The sequence below is a fragment of the Janthinobacterium kumbetense genome, assembly GCF_023703445.1.
GTDB lineage: Bacteria > Pseudomonadota > Gammaproteobacteria > Burkholderiales > Burkholderiaceae_D > Janthinobacterium > Janthinobacterium kumbetense.
The window spans coordinates 1,360,470-1,378,806 of record NZ_JAMQGR010000001.1 but is presented as its reverse complement, the minus strand read 5'-3'; the positions used below and the strand labels follow the sequence as shown (position 1 = coordinate 1,378,806).

The window sequence follows — 18,337 nt, the reverse complement described above, 5'->3', positions numbered from 1 at the left end:
ATCAAGGAACAATATGACGATCGATACCGGCGGCGCGTCCTCGCACGCGTTTGCCCACCATGCAGGCTACCGCCGCATGTTCGCGCCCGGCGCGCTCACCCTCGGCATTTATCTGCCGCTGCGCTTTTACCAGGGCGACATGCAGGCGCTGGCCGGCCAGGCGGACCTGGTCGCCGCCATGGACCGGCAAGGCTTTGCCGCCGCCTGGGTGCGCGACATTCCCCTGTTCGACCCGCGCTTCGGCGACGCGGGCCAGCTGTTCGACCCGTGGACCTATCTGGCGTATCTGGCGGCGCGCACGGACTCGCTGGCCCTGGCCACGGGCAGCGCCATTTTCACCCTGCGCCATCCCATCGACCTGGCCAAGGCGGCCGCCAGCATCGACCAGTTGTCGGGCGGACGCCTGGTGCTGGGCACGGCGTCGGGCGACCGGGCCAGCGAATTTCCCGCGTATGGCGTGCCGTATGCCACGCGCGGCGCGCGCTATGCGCAGGCCGTGCACATGTTCCGCCAGCTGCTGCGGGCAGGTCCCGCCAGCATCGACGGCCCGCTGGGCAGCCTGGCGGGCCTCGAACTGCTGCCCAAGCCCGTGGCGGGCGCCATTCCCCTCGTCGTCACCAGTTCCTCGGGCCAGCCGCTGGAGTGGATCGGGCGCCACGCCGATGGATGGCTGACGTATCCGGAAGCGACGGATACGCCGGACGGGCCGCGCCGGCTGGCGGACAAGATCCGCGCCTGGCGCGCCTGCATACCCGATGGCGGCTTTCGCCCGCACATGTGCAACGAGTGGCTGGACCTGGTGGACGACCCCGATTATCCGCGCACGCCCGTGCGCAGCGGCTATGTGCTGCGCACGGGACGCAAGGGCTTGATCGACTTGCTCGGTGAATGGCGGGACGCTGGCGTCAACCATGCGGCGCTGGGCATCCAGCATGGCCAGCGCCCGGCCGCGGAGGTGCTGCAGGAACTGGCGCAGGAAGTGCTGCCGCATTTTCCCTCGCATGCGGCGCCGGCCAAGGCCGTGCCGCGCTGGTGAAGGCGGCCTAGAACAGCTGGGTAGCCGTATAAATCAGCAAACCGGCCAGGCCGCCCACGACGGTGCCGTTGATGCGGATGAATTGCAGGTCGCGCCCGATGGCCAGTTCGATGCGCTCGCTCATCTCGTCCTTGCTCCACAGGTCCAGGCGGGCGGCGATGAAGGCGCCCACCTCGCCCCGGTAGCGGCGCACCAGCGCGCCGCTGCCGGCGACGATGGCGTCGTTCAGCCATGCCCGCGCGGCCTGGTCCGCGCCCAGCACCGTGCCCGTGTTGCGCGCCAGGCTGGCGATGGCTTGCGCCAGCACGGGCTGGTCGGCGTGCAGGTCGGCCAGCAGGCGCGCGCGGAGGTGGTTCCAGACGTCGCCCAGCATGGCTTGCACCGTGTCGCTGGCGATCAGCTGCAGCTGGTAGCGGCGCACCGTGGCTTGCCACTGCGGGTCGGCCTTCAGGTGCAGCGCGCTGTCGGCGATCCAGCCGGCGATGCGCTGGCGCAGCGGGTGGGCCGGATCGACGCGCACGGCGAGGGCGAATTTCTGCAGCGAGGCGATCATGCGCGGCTCATACGCTTTCACGGCTTTTTTCACCAGCGCGTTCTCGATCTGGAAGGCGCCCAGCACGAAGTCGCCGATGGCGGCGTGGTGGTGCTCATCGTCCAGGTAGGCGGCGCTGCGGTCGAGCAGGAAGTCCAGCAATTCCTGCGGCTTGCCGTCGGCGATCAGCGCATCGATGCAGTCGGCCGCCACGTCCGACACATTCAATTGGCCCAGGTAGCCGCTGACCTGCTCGCGCAACAGACGCCCCAGTTTGTCGTGGTCGGCCATCGCCAGCAGCTGTCTGGCGACACCGGCGCCGGCCATGCCCAGCTGCCGCGCGTGGGTCTCGTCGCCGAGCCAGGCGCCCAGGCGCGCGGCGGGGTCGGCTTGCACGATGCGCTCGGCGATGCCTTGCTCGGTAATGAAATGGTTTTCCACGAAGGCGCCCAGGCTGCGGCCGATGTCCGCCTTGCTGTTCGGGATGATGGCCGTATGCCACAGGGGGATGCCCAGCGGGTGGCGGAACAGGGCGACGACGGCGAACCAGTCGGCGATCGCGCCCACCATGGCCGCTTCGGCGAACGCTTCCACGTAGCCCCAGGCGGGATGGCCGTCCCGCTGCGAACGGGCCACGGCGAAGACCAGCGCGGCCAGCAGCAGCAAGCCGACGGCCAGCCACTGCATGTTGCGCAGGCGCGCGCGTTTGAGCTGGTCCGTGCTCTGGTCCAGCTGTGCGATGAGGTCGGGGGAACGTTGCATGGATGGCGGCCTGCGGTGGTTGCGAGACCGCCATCTTAACTGGGGCAGCGACAGGATATGTCGCTGCAGGGGATTTTTTACTGCGGCGGGTGCAGCAGCGAACGGCGACGCGCGTAGCCGAAGTAGATGACCAGGCCGATCACCAGCCAGATGGTGAAGGCCACCCAGGTGACCCAGCTGAGGAAGCTCATCAGGCCCACGCACAGGATCACGGCCAGCGCCGGCACGTACGGCACGCCGGGGCAGCGGAAGGCGCGCGGCAGGTCGGGACGCTTCTTGCGCAGCACCACCACGGCAACCGACACCATGGTGAAGGCGGCCAAGGTGCCAATGTTGATCAGCTCGGCGAGGATGTTGAGCGGGATCACGGCGGCGATCAGGCCGAAGACGATGCCGACCAGCCAGGTGGCGAAGAACGGCGTGTGGAAGCGCGGGTGCACGGTCGACAGGCGCTTGGGCAGCAAGCCGTCGCGCGACATGGCGAAGATGATGCGCGTCTGGCCAAATGCCATCACGAGGATCACGGTGGTCATGCCGAGGATGGCGCCCAGGTCGACGAAGCCGGCGATCCAGTTTTCGCCCGCATACTGCAGGGCCAGCGAGACGGGATGGTCGACGCCGAGGAATTTCTGGTACGGCACGATGCCCGTCATGATGGCTGACACCACCACGTACAGCACGGCGCACACGGCCAGCGAGCCGATGATGCCGATCGGCAGGTCGCGCGACGGTTTCTTGACTTCCTCTGCGGCCGAGGTGACGGCGTCAAAGCCGATGAAGGCGAAGAAGACGAGGGCGGCGGCGCTCAGCATGCCGTGGTAGCCGAACGGCATGTAGGGCTGCCAGTTGGCCGGCTGCACGTGGCGCGCGCCGAAGATGATAAACAGCAGCACCACGCCCACCTTGATGGCGACCATGATGTTGTTCAGGCGCGCCGATTCGCGCACGCCCCAGCCCAGCATGGCCGTCAGGGCCAGCATGATGACGAGGGCCGGCAGGTTGATGAAGGTGGTCACGCCGGGCAGCGCGCCGGGGGCGGCGGTGAGCGCGACGGGCAGGGCGATGCCGAAGCCCGACAGCAGCGACTGGAAGTAGCCGGACCAGCCGACGGAGACGGCGGCAGCGGCCAGGCCGTATTCGAGCAGCAAGTCCCAGCCTATCATCCAGGCGGCCAGCTCGCCCAGGGTGGCGTAGCTGTAGGTGTAGATGGAGCCGGCCACCGGTACGGTGGAGGCAAATTCCGCGTAGCACAGGGCGGCGAAGCAGCAGGCGACGGCCGCCACGACAAACGACAGCGACAGGGCGGGGCCGGCCGTCAGCGCGCCCGTGCCGGTGAGCACGAAAATGCCCGTGCCGACGATGGCGCCGATGCCCATGAGGACAAGGTCGAAGGGCCCCAGCACCTTGGCCAGACCTCCTGGCTTCTTGCTGTGGGCAATCATGTCATCCAAATTCTTGGTTCTAAATAAGCTCACTGTGTCTCCTGGTGGTTTTTGTCATGGCGCCATTGCCGCCTCGTGAGTAGCACGACGCAGCCAGATTCTAGCCCAGGCGGCCAAGATTCCAGAAGGAAAACCGTACTTTGGCGTGCGCACCAGCCCGGAAGCTTGTCTTGCGGGCAAAAAAACAGCCCCGGAAGCGGCCGGGGCTGGAAAGGAGACTGCTACAAATGGTTACTTTGGCTTACTTTGAAAAGTGCGCCTCGATCTCTTCCAGTGTCTTGCCTTTGGTCTCCGGCAGCAGGAAGGCCGCCGCCAGGAAGTACAGCACGGTGCAGCCGGCGCCAAAGAAGAACAGCGTCGAATAACCGTGCAAGCCCACGGTCGGCAGGAAGATGGCGGCGATCACCGTCGAGACGAATTGGTTCACCAGCAGGGCGATGCTCATGCCGTTCGAGCGGATGCGGGTCGGCATCAGCTCGGACAGGGCCAGCCACACGCACACGCCCGGTCCCACGGCAAAGCTGGAAACGAACACGCAGATGGCAATCGCCACCAGCCAGCCGTGCGTGGACGAGGGCACGGGGCCCAGGCTGGCCTTCTCGATGCGCAGCGGCGCCTCGCGCCCGGCGGCCGGGTCGGCGAAGGGGTTCAGGTGCAGCTTGCGGAAGAACACGCCGATCACGCTGTCGGCCTGCACGGCGTCCGCGCGGGCGATCGTCACCTGGCGCAGCACGGGATCGTCGCTGCGCAGGCTTTTCACGTTGGTGAACGGGCCGTAGGCGTAGGCGATGGTCAACTGCTGCGGCGTGCCGTCGGTTGCCGCGCCCAGCGCCGCCAAGGTGGCCGCATCGAGGTGCAAGGCCAGGCTGTCCGCTTGCACCTGCGCGGCGATGGCAGGGCGCACGTCGGCCAGGTGCGCTTCGGCGCCGCGGAACAGCAGGCCGGCCGCCAGCAGCGAGACGACGATGCCGCCCGTGCCCAGCATCAGCAGGAACTTGCGGCCCTTGCGGTCCACCAGCAGCACGGCCACCACCGTCATCACGGCGTTCAGCACCTTCAACAACACGTCCGCCATGTTGGCGGAGGCGCCGGACAGGCCTGCCTGGTTCAAGATATTGACGACGTAGGCGAGGATGGAATTGATGCCCGTCGCCTGGGTGCAGGCGAGGATCAGGCAAGCGAGCAGGAAGGGCAGCACGTAGCGGCGGCTCAGCAGCGGATCCCTGGCCTTGCCGCCGGCCTTGGCCGTATTTTCCGGCGTATCCTGCATCTCGCGCAGTTCGATGTCGGCGTCGGCGGGCAGGCGCGTGCGCAGCAGCGACTGGCGCGCCTGTTCGATGCGGCCCCGTTGCGCCAGCCAGCGCGGCGATTCGGCCAGCAGCAGCGCGCCGATGGTAAACACCAGGCCGGGCGTCAGACAGACCCAGAAGATGCTGCGCCAGGCGTGGTCCTTGGCGGCAAAAATGGCGGCGATGCGGCCCGCTTCCGGCAGCGCTTGCGCCGCCTGCGTGGCCGTTTCCACCGTCTGCGCTTGCAGCAGGCCGATCAGGGCGGCGGCCACCAGGCCGATGGTCAGCAGCAGCTGGAACAGGGCCGCGCCCCGTCCGCGCTGCTGCGCGGGCAGGCATTCGGCCAGGTACAGGGGCACGACGACGCCGATCAAGCCGCCGCTGATGCCTTGCAGCAGACGGCCCAGCAGCAGCGGCATGTAGCCGTCGGCCAGCGCGATCAGCGGGATGCTGGCGCTGAACAGGGCGCCGGCCAGGAACATCACCCAGCGCCGGCCGAGGATATCGGCCAGGGCGCCGGCGAACAGCGAGGAGAGGACGGAGCCCAACAGCACGGCGGCAACGATAAAGCTCAGCTGCTGGGCCGTCAGTTTCCAGGCCACGGACGCCGTCGATTCCAGGTAGGGCAGGGCGCCGGCGATGATGCCGATGTCTATGCCGTACAGCAATCCCCCCATGCCGGCAATAAATAGCAGGTAGCGCATGGCCCACACGGGGGCCTTGTGTGACGTGTCGTGCATGAAAACTCCGGGACGGGGTTGAGGTTGGGGGCTGGGTCTAGAGACTGAATCTAGCGGGTGGAAAGATCGATGGCCGCGCCTTCGACGAAGACGGACACTGGCTGTAATGTGGAATCGAGGACGACGATATCGGCCCAGGCGCCGGGCGCCAGGCGGCCCCGTTCGGATTCGCCCAGGTAGTCGGCCGGGTACAGCGACAAGCGGTTCGAGGCGTCGGCCAGGTCCAGGCCCAGGTCGACGAAATTGCGCAGGGCCTGGTCCATGGTCAGCACGCTGCCGGCCAGCGAACCCGTGGCCAGGCGCACGCAGCCCAGGCATTTGTAGACGCGCTGCGTGCCCAGGCCGTATTCGCCATCGGGCATGCCGGTGGCCGAGGTGGCGTCCGTCACGCCGTACAGGCGGGGGATGGCGCGCAGGGCCGCGCGCAGGGCGCCCTTGGCCACGTGCTGCAGGTCGGGGATGATTTCTGCGTACTCGGCATGCGCCAGCGCGGCGCCCACCATGCCCGGATCGTAATGCGTCATGCCCGTCATGCCGTTGTACAGGTGGGTAAAGCCGGAGACGCCGGCTTCCAGCGCCGCCACGCCTTCGTCATACGTGCCGGCGCTGTGGCCGATCTGCACGCGGATGCCCATCGCCGCCAGTTGCGGGATCAGTTCCAGGTGGCCGGGGATTTCCGGCGCCATGGTCAGCACCTTGATGGGGGCGATGGCGTGGAAGCGCTGCACCAGCGCCAGGCTCGCCTGTACCACGTCGGGCGGCTGCGCGCCCAGGCGGTGCAAATTCAGGAACGGGCCTTCCAGGTGCACGCCCAGCATGCGCGCGCCGTTGGCGGGGCGCTCGGCGATGACGCCGGCCAGGCCTTGCAGGGCGCGCAGGATCGACGGCTCCTTCGCCGTCAGGGTGGTGCCCAGCAGGGCCGTGGTGCCGTGGCGCGCATGCACTTGCGCCACGGTGGCGCCCGCGTCGCCGCCTTCCATGATGTCGACGCCGGCCGCGCCGTGCACGTGCAGGTCGATGAAGCCGGGCAGAATGGTCAGCGCGCTGTCGGCGGCAGGGTCTTCTTGTATCTGGACGATGCGCTGGTCAAAGGTGATGGTGCCCGTGATCCAGCCAGATGGGGTAAGGATTCTGCCGCTCAGCATGTGTTATTCCGCTATAAAAAGTTCGATGCCCAGCTTTTGCAGCCCTTCGCGGTACTCCTGGCTGATGCTGGCATCGGTGATGACGGTATCGACGCGGTCCAGCTGCACGATGCGGTGCAGGCTGACGCGGCCGAACTTCGAGGCGTCCGTGAGGACGATGATTTTCTTTGCCCGTTCCACCATCTTGTGGTTCAGGCTTGCTTCCGCTTCGTGGTGGGTAGTCACGCCAAACTGCAGGTCGAAGCCGTCCACGCCCAGGAACAGCTTGTCGAAGCTGTACGCCTGCAGGCAGGTTTCGGCCTGGCTTCCCTGGATCGACAGCGACTGCTTGCGCAGCAGGCCGCCCGTGAGGATCAGATCCACGCCGGGCGCATCGGCCAGTTCCCATGCGATGTTCAGGCCATTCGTCGCCACCGTCACGCCCGTCGCATCGCGCAGATGGCGCGCCAGCGAGATGGTGGTGGTGCCCGAGTCGATGATGATGTTGTCGCCCGGTTCCACCAGCCGCGCCGCAAAGGCGCCGATGCGCTCCTTCTGCTCATGGTTGATGGCATCCTTCTGGCGTATCGTGTGCTCGGGCGGCGGCGTGCGCGTCAGGGTCGCGCCGCCGTGGCTGCGCGTGGCCATGCCTTGCGCTTCCAGCGCATTCAAGTCGCTGCGGATGGTGACCGCGGACACGCCGAGCTTTTCCACCAGATCGGTCACCTGCACCGAGCCCTGCTGGGCAAGCATTTGGAGGATGGATTCACGGCGTTGGCTGGTATTTCGCATGGTGGCGGGCTCAGTAAAAAATGAAAATACCGAGCTTAACAGATTGCCGCTTCGGCAATGACGGGGACTGCCGCATTGCGGTTGCAGGCGCGCGCATATTGCGCCAGCAAGCTGCCGATCTTGTGCTCGATCAAGGCCGGCGCCTGCGCTTGCAGGCTGCCCTGCACCACGGCCAGGTACTGTTCCGGCAAATGCTGGCTCAGCAGCGGCAGCGGAATGGCCACGGCGTCCAGGTTGGCCAGCAGCTTGCCGACGGCGGCCGCCACTTCCGGCTCGCCCCAGTAATAGCGGCAACGGTCGCTCAAGCCGTAGCGGCGCATCAATCGCTGCTCTTCCGGCGTACCCAGGTAATGCTTGATCCAGTTCTTCGGCTTGGCCACCATCACGTCGTCGAGCACTTGCATCAGCTGCGAGGTGGCGTGCGCCGGCAGCAGTTCTTCCTCGATCTGGCACAGGGCGAACAGCGCCTCGCGCAGGGCGAAGGTGGCGGCCGGGCCCACTTTCAGGATGGCGAAATGGTCGCGCACCATGGCGTGCAGCGCCGTTTCGCGCTGGTAGTCGGTGGAATGGGCTTCGAACACGAGGCCAGGCTGCTCGGCGACAAAGGCCGACAGCTCGGCGGCGGCATCGGCGTCGTAATGCTGGATGCTGCTCTGGTCGAAATCGACGCCCGGCTGCACCACCATGGCGATGACGCGGCGCCAGGCGCCATGCAGGCCGTTGTCGAGGAAGGCGCGGCGGTGCACGTCCAGGGTGCGGCGCGCCGCTTGCGGGCTGGTGACGGCGCCGGCCTGCGCCAGCGACGCTTCGCCGCCGGGAATCGGCACTTCCGTACCGATCACATAGACGGGCGGCGCGAAGCCGGCGGCCGCCGCCGCTTCCTCGGCGACGATGCACAGGCGCGCGGAACGGGCAGCCACGGTTTCATCGTCGAGCTGCAAGGGGTCATCCACGCAGCGCATGCTGCAATCGAGGTGGATTTTATGGAAACCGGCCGACGCATACGCGGCGATCAGGGTTTCGGCATGGTCCATGGCGGTGGCCGCATCAAGGTGCTGCCAGGCGTTCGGACCCAGATGGTCACCGCCCAGCACCAGGCGGCTGGCGGGGAAGCCCTGTTCGCGGGCCAGGGCCAGCATGGTGTCGCGGAAAACGGCCGGCGTCATGCCCGTGTAGCCGCCGAACTGGTCGACCTGGTTCGAGGTCGCTTCGACCAGCAGCACGGTGTCGTATTCGCTGGCCACGCGCATGGCGGCGCGCAGCACGTTCGGGTGGCTGCAGCAGACGGCGTACAGCCCCACGCGCTCGCCGCGGCGGTGCGCCTTGATCACTTGCTGGATCGGGGACAGGGTAAAAGTCGGGTTTTCCGCTTGCTTCATCATGTTGACGCCTTTGTATGTTGTCGTATCAAAAGGGCCGCGCCGCGCGCGCCGCCGGCGTCGCCAAAGCGGGGCGGCAGGATAGGCGGCACGTGCACGCCGGGGAACAGGTGGCGCTTGACGGCGGCCGGCAGCTTGTCGTACAGGTGCGGCAGCTTGGACAAGCCGCCGCCGAGCACGATGACGTGCGGGTCGTAGGCCAGCACCAGGCCGGCCAGCGCGTGGCCCAGCACATCGAGGTGCACGGCGACCGTGCGCTGGGCCACGGCGTCGCCCATGTTGGCGCGCGCCACGATGGCCAGCGGTTCGGCGCCGTCGCCGCCAAAGTGCGCGTGGAGCTTGCGCATGGCGGGTCCGGAGACATAGCGCTCCAGGCAGCCCGCCTTGCCGCACGGGCAGGGGTATTCGGCCAGGTCGTGCTGCGCCAGCAGGGTGGCGGGCAGGCTCCAGTGGCCCCATTCGCCGGCCACGCCGTTAAAGCCGCGCAGCAGCTGGCCGCCCACGCAGTAGCCGCCGCCGGCGCCCGTGCCGAGGATGGCGCCGAACATGCTGGCGGCATTGTCGGCCGCGCCGCCCTGCGCTTCCGACAGGGCGAAGCACTGGCAATCGTTGCCGATGGCGACAGGGCGCTGCAAGGCTTGCTGCAGGGTTTGCGCCACCAGGCGGCCGTTCAGGGCCGGCACGTTGGAACTGAGCTGGCGTCCGCTGGCGCTGTCGATCACGCCGGGCAAGCCGATGCCGACGGGCGCCGTCGTGCCCAGGGCGGCGTCGCCGCGCGCCACCAGGTCGACGATGGCTTGCACGAAGGCGGCAAAATCGTCGCCCGGCGTGGCCACCCGTTCGCGGAACACTTCCGTCAGCGCGCCGTCGCGGTCGGCAAAGGCGACCAGCTCCATCTTGCTGCCGCCGATGTCGATGCCGTGGTAGCCGGCGGCGCGATTAGAATTGGTCATGGCCATAGATGGTGACGCCCTGCACGACACGGTTGACGATGCCGCCGGCGAATGGATTGTCGGGGCGCAGTTGCAGCAGCGCGGACTGGTGCAGTGCATATTGCTGCGCCATCAGCAGCCACAATGGCGCCAACCAGGCGTCGGGCCAGGCCGGCGCATCGGCCGCTAAGTTGGCAGATAAGTCGCCGCCGATGCCTACCGTCAGGCAGCGCTGCGCCACGCTGTCGCGCTGCAGTTCTTTCAGCAGGTCGTCTTCGTACTGGCGCGCCAGCGGCTTGCTGCTGCGCAGCAGGATTACCAGCGACTCCGTGGTGACGGCCGATTTCGGGCCGTGGCGGAATCCCAGTGCGGTATTCGCCATCGCCATCACGCGGCCGCCCGTCAATTCCAGGATTTTCAAGGCCGCTTCCTTGGCCAGCGCTTCCAGCGGGCCGCTGCCCAGGTAGACGACGCGCTGCACGGGTGTTGAACCCAGCTGCGCCACGGGCGCCGACCAGTCGTGCAAGGCTTGCTCGCCCAGCTGCGCCAGGGTGTCGAGGCGCGTGAGATCCGTGTCCTTGCCCAGCACCGACAGGGCCGCCAGCAGCATGCTGGTAAAGCTGCTGGTCATGGCGAAGCCGCGGTCGCAGCTGCCTTCCGGCATCAGCAGATTATAGGTGTTGCTGTCGTTGGCGCCCTGGCGCGCCAGCTTGCCGTCGGCGTTGCAGGTGATGTTCAGGAAGCGCGCGCCGGGCACGACCTGGCGCAGCAGTTCCACGGCCGCCAGGCTTTCCGGGCTGTCGCCGCTGCGGGCAAACGAAACGAGCAGGGTGGGCGCATCCGCTTCCAGGTACAGCTCGTGATGCGTCAGCAGGGTGGTGGTGGCGATGGCGCGGATCTGCGCAGGCCAGGCCGCGTTCAGGGTATCGACGACGATCTCGCCCACATAGGCCGAGCTGCCGGCGCCCGTCAGGATGACGCGTTGCTGCGGATTGGACAGCGCGTCGCCGAGGAAGGCGGCCAGGCTGGCTTGCTCGTTGCGCAAAATGCCGGACAGCGCGCGCCAGATGGCTGGCTGGTGGGCGATTTCCTCGGCCGTGTGCAGGCCGCCGATGTCGCGCCAGGTTTGAATGTCACGCTGAAGAAGGGTAGTCATGGAGTGTCAGTAAAGTGTTTGTTGGAGAAAGCATAAATACTAAATTTCGAAAAGTCAAATACGAAAGTAAAACGAAAGTAAATTTTTAATGGACTTGCGAAATTGTGTCGTTTTAACGGTGTGATAGTGTGCTGCAGTGCAGCGTGAAAGCGTGTGACGGCGTGGCCTGTCGCTGAAATGCGACGATAACGAAAGTATGTATCGTGATTTTTTGGTAAAACGTAAGATAAATGAGCTGATTTTAGGTATTTTATTAATAAATTTGCGTCAAAACTTTCTTTTGGTTGACGATATTTATTTTTCTTCTTAAAGTAATTTCATTGAATTACTTCTGAAAGCCAGCCGATGAAACCTCTCCCGCTTCCCCGCCGCCTCCTTGCCGCCTGTGTCCTCGCCGCCCTTGCCACCCTGTCAGCGCCTGGCTTGCAGGCCGCGACCATCGGCAATCTGCAGTCATTGTCCGCCGTGCACCCGGCCGACGTGGTCAAGGGCGAGGCGCTGGGCTGGGATGTGCGCAGCGACACGGGCATGCAGTTGCGTATCAGCCTGCCGCAGGCGGACGTGCTGCGCATCCAGGCGGGCGGCAAGGGGGGCTTGACGGGCCCCGGTGACAAGGCCGCGCCCATCGTCGTGGGCCAGCCGGCCGCACAGGTGGCATACCAGATCGACGAACAGCCCGGCCATATCCTGATCAGCACCGAAGCCCTGAGCCTGCGCATCGACCGCAAGCCGCTGCGCTTTACCTTGTACCGCAAGGGCGACGCGGTGCCCCTGTGGCGCGAAGTGCAGCCGCTGTCGCTCGACGACAAGCAGGGCGTGCAGGTGCTTTCCAGCCTGCCCGGCGAACGATACTTTGGCGGCGGCCAGCAGAATGGCCGCTTCGAATTCAAGGGCAAGCAGGTGCCCGTGTCGTATTCGGGCGGCTGGGAAGAGGGCGACCGGCCGAATCCCGCGCCATTTCTCATGAGTTCACGGGGCTGGGGCATGCTGCGCAATACCTGGTCCGACGGGAACTACGACTTGCGCGACAAGGAACAGATATCGCTGCAGCACGCGGAAGGCCGCTATGACGCGTATTTCTTCGTCGGCAAGGACGTGCGCGACGTCGTCGCCCGCTACACGGACTTGACGGGCCGCGCCCGCATGCTGCCCCGCTGGGCGCTGGAATACGGCGACGCCGATTGCTACAACGATGGCGACAACGTGAAAAAGCCCGGTTCCGTGCCGAAGGGCTGGACCGATGGCCCGACCGGCAAGACGCCGGACGTGGTGGAAACGGTGGCGCGCCAATACCGCGAACACGACATGCCGGGCGGCTGGATTCTGCCCAACGATGGCTATGGCTGTGGCTACACGAACTTGCCGGAAACCGTGAAGGGCCTGGCCGGCTATGGCTTCCGCACGGGTCTGTGGACGGAAAACGGCGTCGACAAGATCGCGTGGGAAGTGGGCCAGGCGGGCAGCCGCGTGCAAAAGCTGGACGTGGCGTGGACGGGCAAGGGCTACCAGTTTGCCATGGACGCGAACAAGTCGGCCTACGACGGCATCCTGAACAACTCCGACAGCCGTCCGTTCCTGTGGACGGTGATGGGCTGGGCCGGCATCCAGCGCTACGCCGTGGCGTGGACGGGCGACCAGAGCGCCAGCTGGGACTACATCCGCTGGCACATCCCGACCCTGATCGGCTCGGGCCTGTCCGGCCAGGCGTATGCGTCCGGCGACGTGGACGCCATCTTTGGCGGCAGCCCGGAAACCTATCTGCGCGACTTGCAGTGGAAAAGTTTTACGCCCGTCCTGATGGGCATGTCCGGCTGGGCCGCGGCCGAGCGCAAGCATCCGTGGTGGTTCGAGCAGCCGTACCGCGACATCAACCGCCGCTATCTGAAGCTCAAGATGCGTTTGACGCCGTATATGTATACTCTCGTGCGCGAAGCCGAACAATCGGGCGCGCCGCTGGTGCGCGGCCTGATGTGGGATTATCCGCAAGACCCGGCCGCCTACACGGAAGCCTATAAATATCAATTCCTGCTGGGCCGCGACGTGCTGGTGGCGCCTGTCTACCGCAGCCAGGCCGTCAGCGGCGGCTGGCGCAAGGGCATCCACCTGCCGCAGGGCACGTGGTACGACTACTGGGACGGCCGCCAGGCCACGGCGGACGCGAAAGGGCGCGACCTGGACATGCAGGTCACGCTGGACAAGTTGCCCGTGTTCGTGCGGGCCGGCGCCATCCTGCCCATGTATCCGGAAATGCTGTATGACGGCCAGAAGCCGAAGGATCAGCTCACGCTCGATATCTACCCGCACGGCGATTCCGAATACACGCTGTATGAAGACGATGGCAACACGCGCCAGTACCAGGGCGGCGCCTTCAGCCAGCAAGTCATCCGCATGCGCCAGACGGGCGGCGACGTGCAGGTCGACATCGGCGCTGTCGATGGCCAGTACCAGGGCCAGGAAGCGCGCCGCGGCTACGCGCTGCGCATGCTTGCGGGCCAGGCCCCGGCCGCCGTGCGGGCCGGCGAACGGCTGATCGCGGCAGCCGGCGACCGCGCCGGCTACGACAAGGCGTTTGATGCCTGGTATTTCGATGCTGCCGACCGCCAGGGCACCCTGCACGTGAAGGTGGCGGCGCAGGATATCCGCCAGGCCTTGACCTTGCAAGTGGCCGGCGCGCTGGCGGCTGCAAGAATCGACGCCGATTTCCCGGCCGCACCCGTGCCGGGCCGCGCCTTGCCGGCCGATGCCATGCAGGTGGTGGGACGTCCGTTTGAGGAAAATGGCTATCCGCTGGAAAACGCCTTCGACGGCAAGCCGGAGACGTGGTTCCGCACCGTGCGCAGTCCGTCCGTGAAGAGCGGGCCGCACGAATGGGTGATCGGCTTTACGGAGCGGCGCATGGTCGACGGCATCGAACTGGCGCCGCGCAACGACCAGCACTGGAAGCATGGCCAGGTGCGCGACTATGAAATCTACATCGGCGACAACAATGGAGAGTGGGGCGCACCGCTTGCGCGTGGCACCCTGAAACTGGAACAGGGCAGGCAGACGATCAGTTTCCCTGCCACGGCCGGGCGCCTGCTGCGCTTCCGCGTGATGAGCACGCAAAATCCGGAAGGCGATGGCGCGGCGTCCACCGACCCGATGGTCACGGCGGCGCAAGGCGCACCGGTGGCGCGCGCGTTCGATGCGGCGCTGGCGACCGACGTGGCGCCCGTCACCCTGTCCGAATTCCGCGTGCTCGAGCACCGCGTGGCCGAAGGCGAGGAGGTGCAGCGCTATCTGTCGGACCTGGCGCTGCCGAAGCATATCGCGAAAGACAGGCCAGCCGGCAAGGCAGCCGAGATGCGCATGAACGGGCTGTGGTTCCGCAAGGGCCTCGGCGTGGGACCCGCCAGCCGCATCGACTTGCAACTGGTGGGCAACTGGAATCTGCTGCGCGCCGACCTGGGCGTGGACGATAGCTGCCGCAGCGCGGGCGGCTTGCAATTCCAGGTCTGGAGCGGCGAGCGGCTGCTGTATGACAGCGGCCTGGTCACGGCTCCCGGGGTGGTCAAACCCGAAATCGACGTGCGCGGCCTGAGCCAGCTCAGTTTGCGCACCCTGGGCGCGCGCGGCGCCCACCCGGCCCGGGTCTGCGGCAACTGGGCCAACGCCGTGTTGACCGGCACGGAAGGCGCGACCGTCAAGCCGCGCTAAGCAACTTCACTTCATCATTTCACCAAAAACGAGCCCCTCTTCGGACCGGGGAGGGGTTCTTGCAACCTGACGAAAACAAATCACTGATAAAAAGGGAGATGGGAATGCACTTGAAAAAACTGATGGCCGCCATGGTGGCGGTAGGATTGGCGTCAACGGCGCTGGCAGCAGAGGAAGAAAAGCTGGCGCGCGTCGAAGTGACGGGGTCCAGCCTGAAGCGCATCAACGCGGAAACGGCGTCGCCCGTACAGGTGATCAACGCCAAGCAGATCGAGAACATGGGCGCGCTCACCTTGCTGCAGGTGCTCGACAACCTGCCCGCCGCCCGTCCGGCGCAGCAGGACTTCCGCTCGATGTTCACGGGCTCGGACGGCGGTTCGCAGGCGAACCTGCGCGGCCTCGGTGCGCAGGGCACCCTGGTGCTGTTGAATGGCCGCCGCCTGTCGTTCTATGGCGCGCCGGCCGGCTTCCAGACTATGTTCGTCAATATCGACGCCATTCCCGCCGCCGCCATCGAACGCATGGAAATCCTCACGGATGGCGCGTCGGCCGTGTATGGCTCCGATGCCGTGGCCGGCGTCATCAACGTCATCACCAAGAAGTCGTATCAGGGGCTGGAGGCGCGCGCCAACGGCGAGTTTTCGCCCAGCGTGAAATCCTATGGCGAGCGCCAGGCCAGCGTGCTGTATGGCCTGGGCGACCTGGCCAGCGACGGCTACAACATCTACGGCTCCGTGAACGTCTACCAGCGCGACCGCATCGCGCTGGCCGACACCTGGCGCAAGCGTCCCGCGTATTTTTATGCGAATAATCCCAACTTCATCCCGAACATGCGCGTGGGCGTCGGCAGCGAACCGGGCACGATGAACCCGGGGACCTTCTTTGTCTTCGACAAGGCCAACAACAATGCGCGCGCCCAGCGTGCCGCGCCTGGCTGCAACACCAGCATCACGGAAGCGTCGGGCACGCGCTGCGTGTGGAATGCGCTGCCCAACCAGCTCGATACGGGCCCCACGTCGGAGCGCGCCACGGCTTATTTGAGCGGCCGGTTGAAACTGGGCGGCGACCTGGAAGCGTTCGCGGAAGGCGCCTTCACCCACATCAAGATGCGCGGTGAAAACGGCCCGTCCAGCTTTAACAGCGGCAGCACGAACAACTGGTTCGCGCGCAATACGGGCAATACCCTGAACACCTTCGCCACGCCTTTCCTGAGCCCCAACAACGTCTACCTGAAAGGCAAGCTCGATGCCGACATGGTGGCCAAGATGGGCGGTGCGGCCGGTTTGAACTACCTGCTGCAGGATGCGACGGGCCACTTCGGCCAGAAGAACGTCGATGAAAACTACCGCGCGCTCGTCGGCCTGCGCGGCAGCATCGGCGGCGGCTGGGATTTTGAAACGGCGCTCAGCGTGGCGGGCAGCCATTCCACCTTGTTCCAGACGGCGAACATCAACATCAAGGGTTTTGAACAGGCATTCGGCCCGTTCACGAAAGACCCCGTCAGCGGCCGCACGTTCATTTCGGACAATCCCGCCTACAAGTTCGGCGAAATCAGCGAGGCCAATGCGGCGCTGCTGCGCAGCGCCTACCCGACCTTCGCCATCGAATCCTGGACCAAGCTGATGACCTGGGATGCGAAGCTGGAAGGCACCTTGTTCAAGCTGGGCGAGCGCGAAGTGCGCGCCGCCGTGGGCACCAATGTCATGCGCGAGAGTTTTCTCACGCCCGGCAACACGGATGCGGCCAATGGCCTGATCACGCAGCAGGGCGGTTCCTGGTTCGATGGCCGGCGTACCATCGCCGCCGTGTTCGGCGAGGTGGTGGTGCCGCTTTCCGACACCCTGGAAGTGAATGCGGCCGCGCGCCTGGACAAATATCCGCACTTCGCCGCCAACCTGGCGCCCAAGCTGGGCGTGATCTGGCGCGCGCGGCCCGACCTGATGCTGCGCGGGACGTATTCCGAAGGCTTCCGCGCGCCCAACCTGGCCGAATCGGGCACGGGCGGCGTCTTTGCGCAGGTGGGCGGCATCCGCGACACGGTGCGCTGCGATGAAACGAATGCCATGGCGCGCGCGCTGATGAAGTCCAAGGTGGCGACGGATGCGGACCTGGGCAAGAGCCTGCTCAATTCGAATTGCTCCACGACCGTGGGCGGCCTGACGCCGCCGAACCAGAACCTGCGTCCGGAGAAGGCCAAGATTTCCACCGTCGGCCTGGTGCTGCAGCCGGCCAAGGACGTGAGCATCTCCATCGATTACTGGTTCATCAACCGCCGCGACGAAATCGTGCGCCAGGACTTCAACGAGCTGTTTACGGAACTGGTGGACAAATACGGTCCGACCCTGGCCGGCACGCCCAGCGCCATCCGCAATGACCTGACCGACGCTGACCGTGGCAATGTGGCGGCCGTGGCGGCCATGTGCGCCAATCCCGCCAACGCGGGCGTGTGCGCGGGCGGCGTGCCCGGCTACTCGGTTGGCAACCTGGGCGGCTTGATCAACTCGTATTCGAACCGTGGCCGCACCCTGATGGACGGCGTCGACATCGATGCGCGCACGCGCTTTTCGCTGGGAGACATGGGCAAGCTGAGTACGGGCATTGCGGCCACCATCCGCAAGCGCGACACCCACGACAGCGAAGACGGCAGCGACATCAAGGGCAACACCGTCGGCTACTACGATTCGCCGCGCTACCGCGCCACCGTCAACGCCGACTGGAGCTACCGCAACTTCGTCAGCAGCGTGTTCGTCAACTACTCGGGCAAGACGCGCTGGGCATACGGCCCCTGGGACAAGGACAACACGCCGGAAAACTGCACCGCTGCCTCGGTGGCGCTGCCGGCCGGCCAGTGCAAGGGCGCGCCGTCGTACACCACGGTGAACCTGGCGTTCAGCTGGAAGCCGATCAAGAACCTGGACGTGGGCCTGAACGTGAAGAACGCGTTCAACAAGCAGCCGTACTACGACCCGAACGGCTGGGAGGGCTACAACCATAGCCAGGACTTGTTCGGCCGCCAGTTTGCCCTGTCGGCCAGCTACAAGTTCTTTTAAGGCGTGATGATGCCCCGGCCCGCCAGCCTGCCTGTGGCGGGCAGGGGTTTTTCCATGGAAAAGAAAAGACAATGTTCCGAAATGCACAATACGAAAGATAAACGTAAGCGAAAGACGTTTACCCTGTCACCTTTCGTGTTTTTCTCTCCTGATTCCCGCCCGTATCGTCCTCTGTTTGCCACCTTCTTGCAGACGCGTGTATCTGTCACGCCACGATAACGAAAGTTATTCGACGCAGCACTGATTAAATCGAAAGATAAATTGCATTTATTTGCTCGATTGAGCGATAAATTACCGTTTTAACTTTCTTTTTGTTGACGATACTTATTTTTCTTTTTAAAGTAATCCCAAGAAAACGAAAATCAGCCGATGCGGACTGATTTCCCGAAAGGTGCAGCTGCCTGGCT

At 65.7% G+C, this 18,337-nt stretch carries 11 protein-coding genes; 3 read left to right on the top strand and 8 right to left on the bottom strand.

Annotated features, from left to right (window positions below; all coding sequences use genetic code 11):
* Positions 1–13: 13 nt before the first annotated feature.
* Positions 14–1,036 carry an LLM class oxidoreductase gene (locus NCG91_RS06105; RefSeq protein WP_251349014.1) on the top strand — a complete coding sequence of 341 codons (1,023 nt, stop codon included), beginning with the start codon at positions 14–16 and terminating at the stop codon, positions 1,034–1,036.
* 7 nt (positions 1,037–1,043) lie between these two features.
* On the opposite strand, the gene NCG91_RS06100 is transcribed toward NCG91_RS06105, so the two are convergent.
* From NCG91_RS06100 to NCG91_RS06065, 8 genes are all read right to left on the bottom strand, one after another.
* Positions 1,044–2,330: a DUF445 domain-containing protein gene (locus NCG91_RS06100; RefSeq protein ID WP_251349013.1), complete on the bottom strand. Its 1,287-nt coding sequence runs from the start codon at positions 2,328–2,330 to the stop codon at positions 1,044–1,046.
* A gap of 77 nt (positions 2,331–2,407) precedes the next feature.
* Positions 2,408–3,805 (bottom strand): branched-chain amino acid transporter BcaP, encoded by a 1,398-nt coding sequence (gene bcaP, locus NCG91_RS06095; protein ID WP_099664236.1) that lies wholly within the window; start codon positions 3,803–3,805, stop codon positions 2,408–2,410.
* Positions 3,806–4,013: 208 nt separating this feature from the next.
* A complete protein-coding gene (locus tag NCG91_RS06090; protein ID WP_251349012.1) occupies positions 4,014–5,801 on the bottom strand; it encodes an MFS transporter in 1,788 nt (595 codons plus the stop codon).
* 50 nt (positions 5,802–5,851) lie between these two features.
* The gene (locus tag NCG91_RS06085; RefSeq protein ID WP_251349010.1) at positions 5,852–6,946 is read right to left on the bottom strand and encodes an N-acetylglucosamine-6-phosphate deacetylase; all 1,095 of its coding nucleotides are present in this window, start codon (positions 6,944–6,946) and stop codon (positions 5,852–5,854) included.
* A 3-nt stretch (positions 6,947–6,949) separates the two neighbouring features.
* On the bottom strand, positions 6,950–7,717 hold the full coding sequence (locus tag NCG91_RS06080) for a DeoR family transcriptional regulator (protein WP_285817020.1): 768 nt from the start codon (positions 7,715–7,717) through the stop codon (positions 6,950–6,952).
* Positions 7,718–7,752: 35 nt separating this feature from the next.
* Positions 7,753–9,096: a D-tagatose-bisphosphate aldolase, class II, non-catalytic subunit gene (locus NCG91_RS06075; RefSeq protein ID WP_251349229.1), complete on the bottom strand. Its 1,344-nt coding sequence runs from the start codon at positions 9,094–9,096 to the stop codon at positions 7,753–7,755.
* Positions 9,096–10,049 carry an ROK family protein gene (locus tag NCG91_RS06070; protein ID WP_251349008.1) on the bottom strand — a complete coding sequence of 318 codons (954 nt, stop codon included), beginning with the start codon at positions 10,047–10,049 and terminating at the stop codon, positions 9,096–9,098. The genes NCG91_RS06075 and NCG91_RS06070 overlap by 1 nt, the downstream gene beginning before the upstream one ends.
* On the bottom strand, positions 10,036–11,184 hold the full coding sequence (locus tag NCG91_RS06065) for an SIS domain-containing protein (RefSeq protein WP_251349007.1): 1,149 nt from the start codon (positions 11,182–11,184) through the stop codon (positions 10,036–10,038). The genes NCG91_RS06070 and NCG91_RS06065 overlap by 14 nt, the downstream gene beginning before the upstream one ends.
* Before the next feature lie 345 nt (positions 11,185–11,529).
* Here NCG91_RS06065 and NCG91_RS06060 point away from each other — a divergent pair, with 345 nt between their 5' ends.
* The gene (locus tag NCG91_RS06060; protein WP_251349006.1) at positions 11,530–14,880 is read left to right on the top strand and encodes a TIM-barrel domain-containing protein; all 3,351 of its coding nucleotides are present in this window, start codon (positions 11,530–11,532) and stop codon (positions 14,878–14,880) included.
* A 104-nt stretch (positions 14,881–14,984) separates the two neighbouring features.
* Positions 14,985–17,930, top strand: coding sequence for a TonB-dependent receptor plug domain-containing protein (locus NCG91_RS06055; RefSeq protein WP_251349005.1), 2,946 nt, complete (start codon positions 14,985–14,987; stop codon positions 17,928–17,930).
* Positions 17,931–18,337 lie beyond the last annotated feature (407 nt).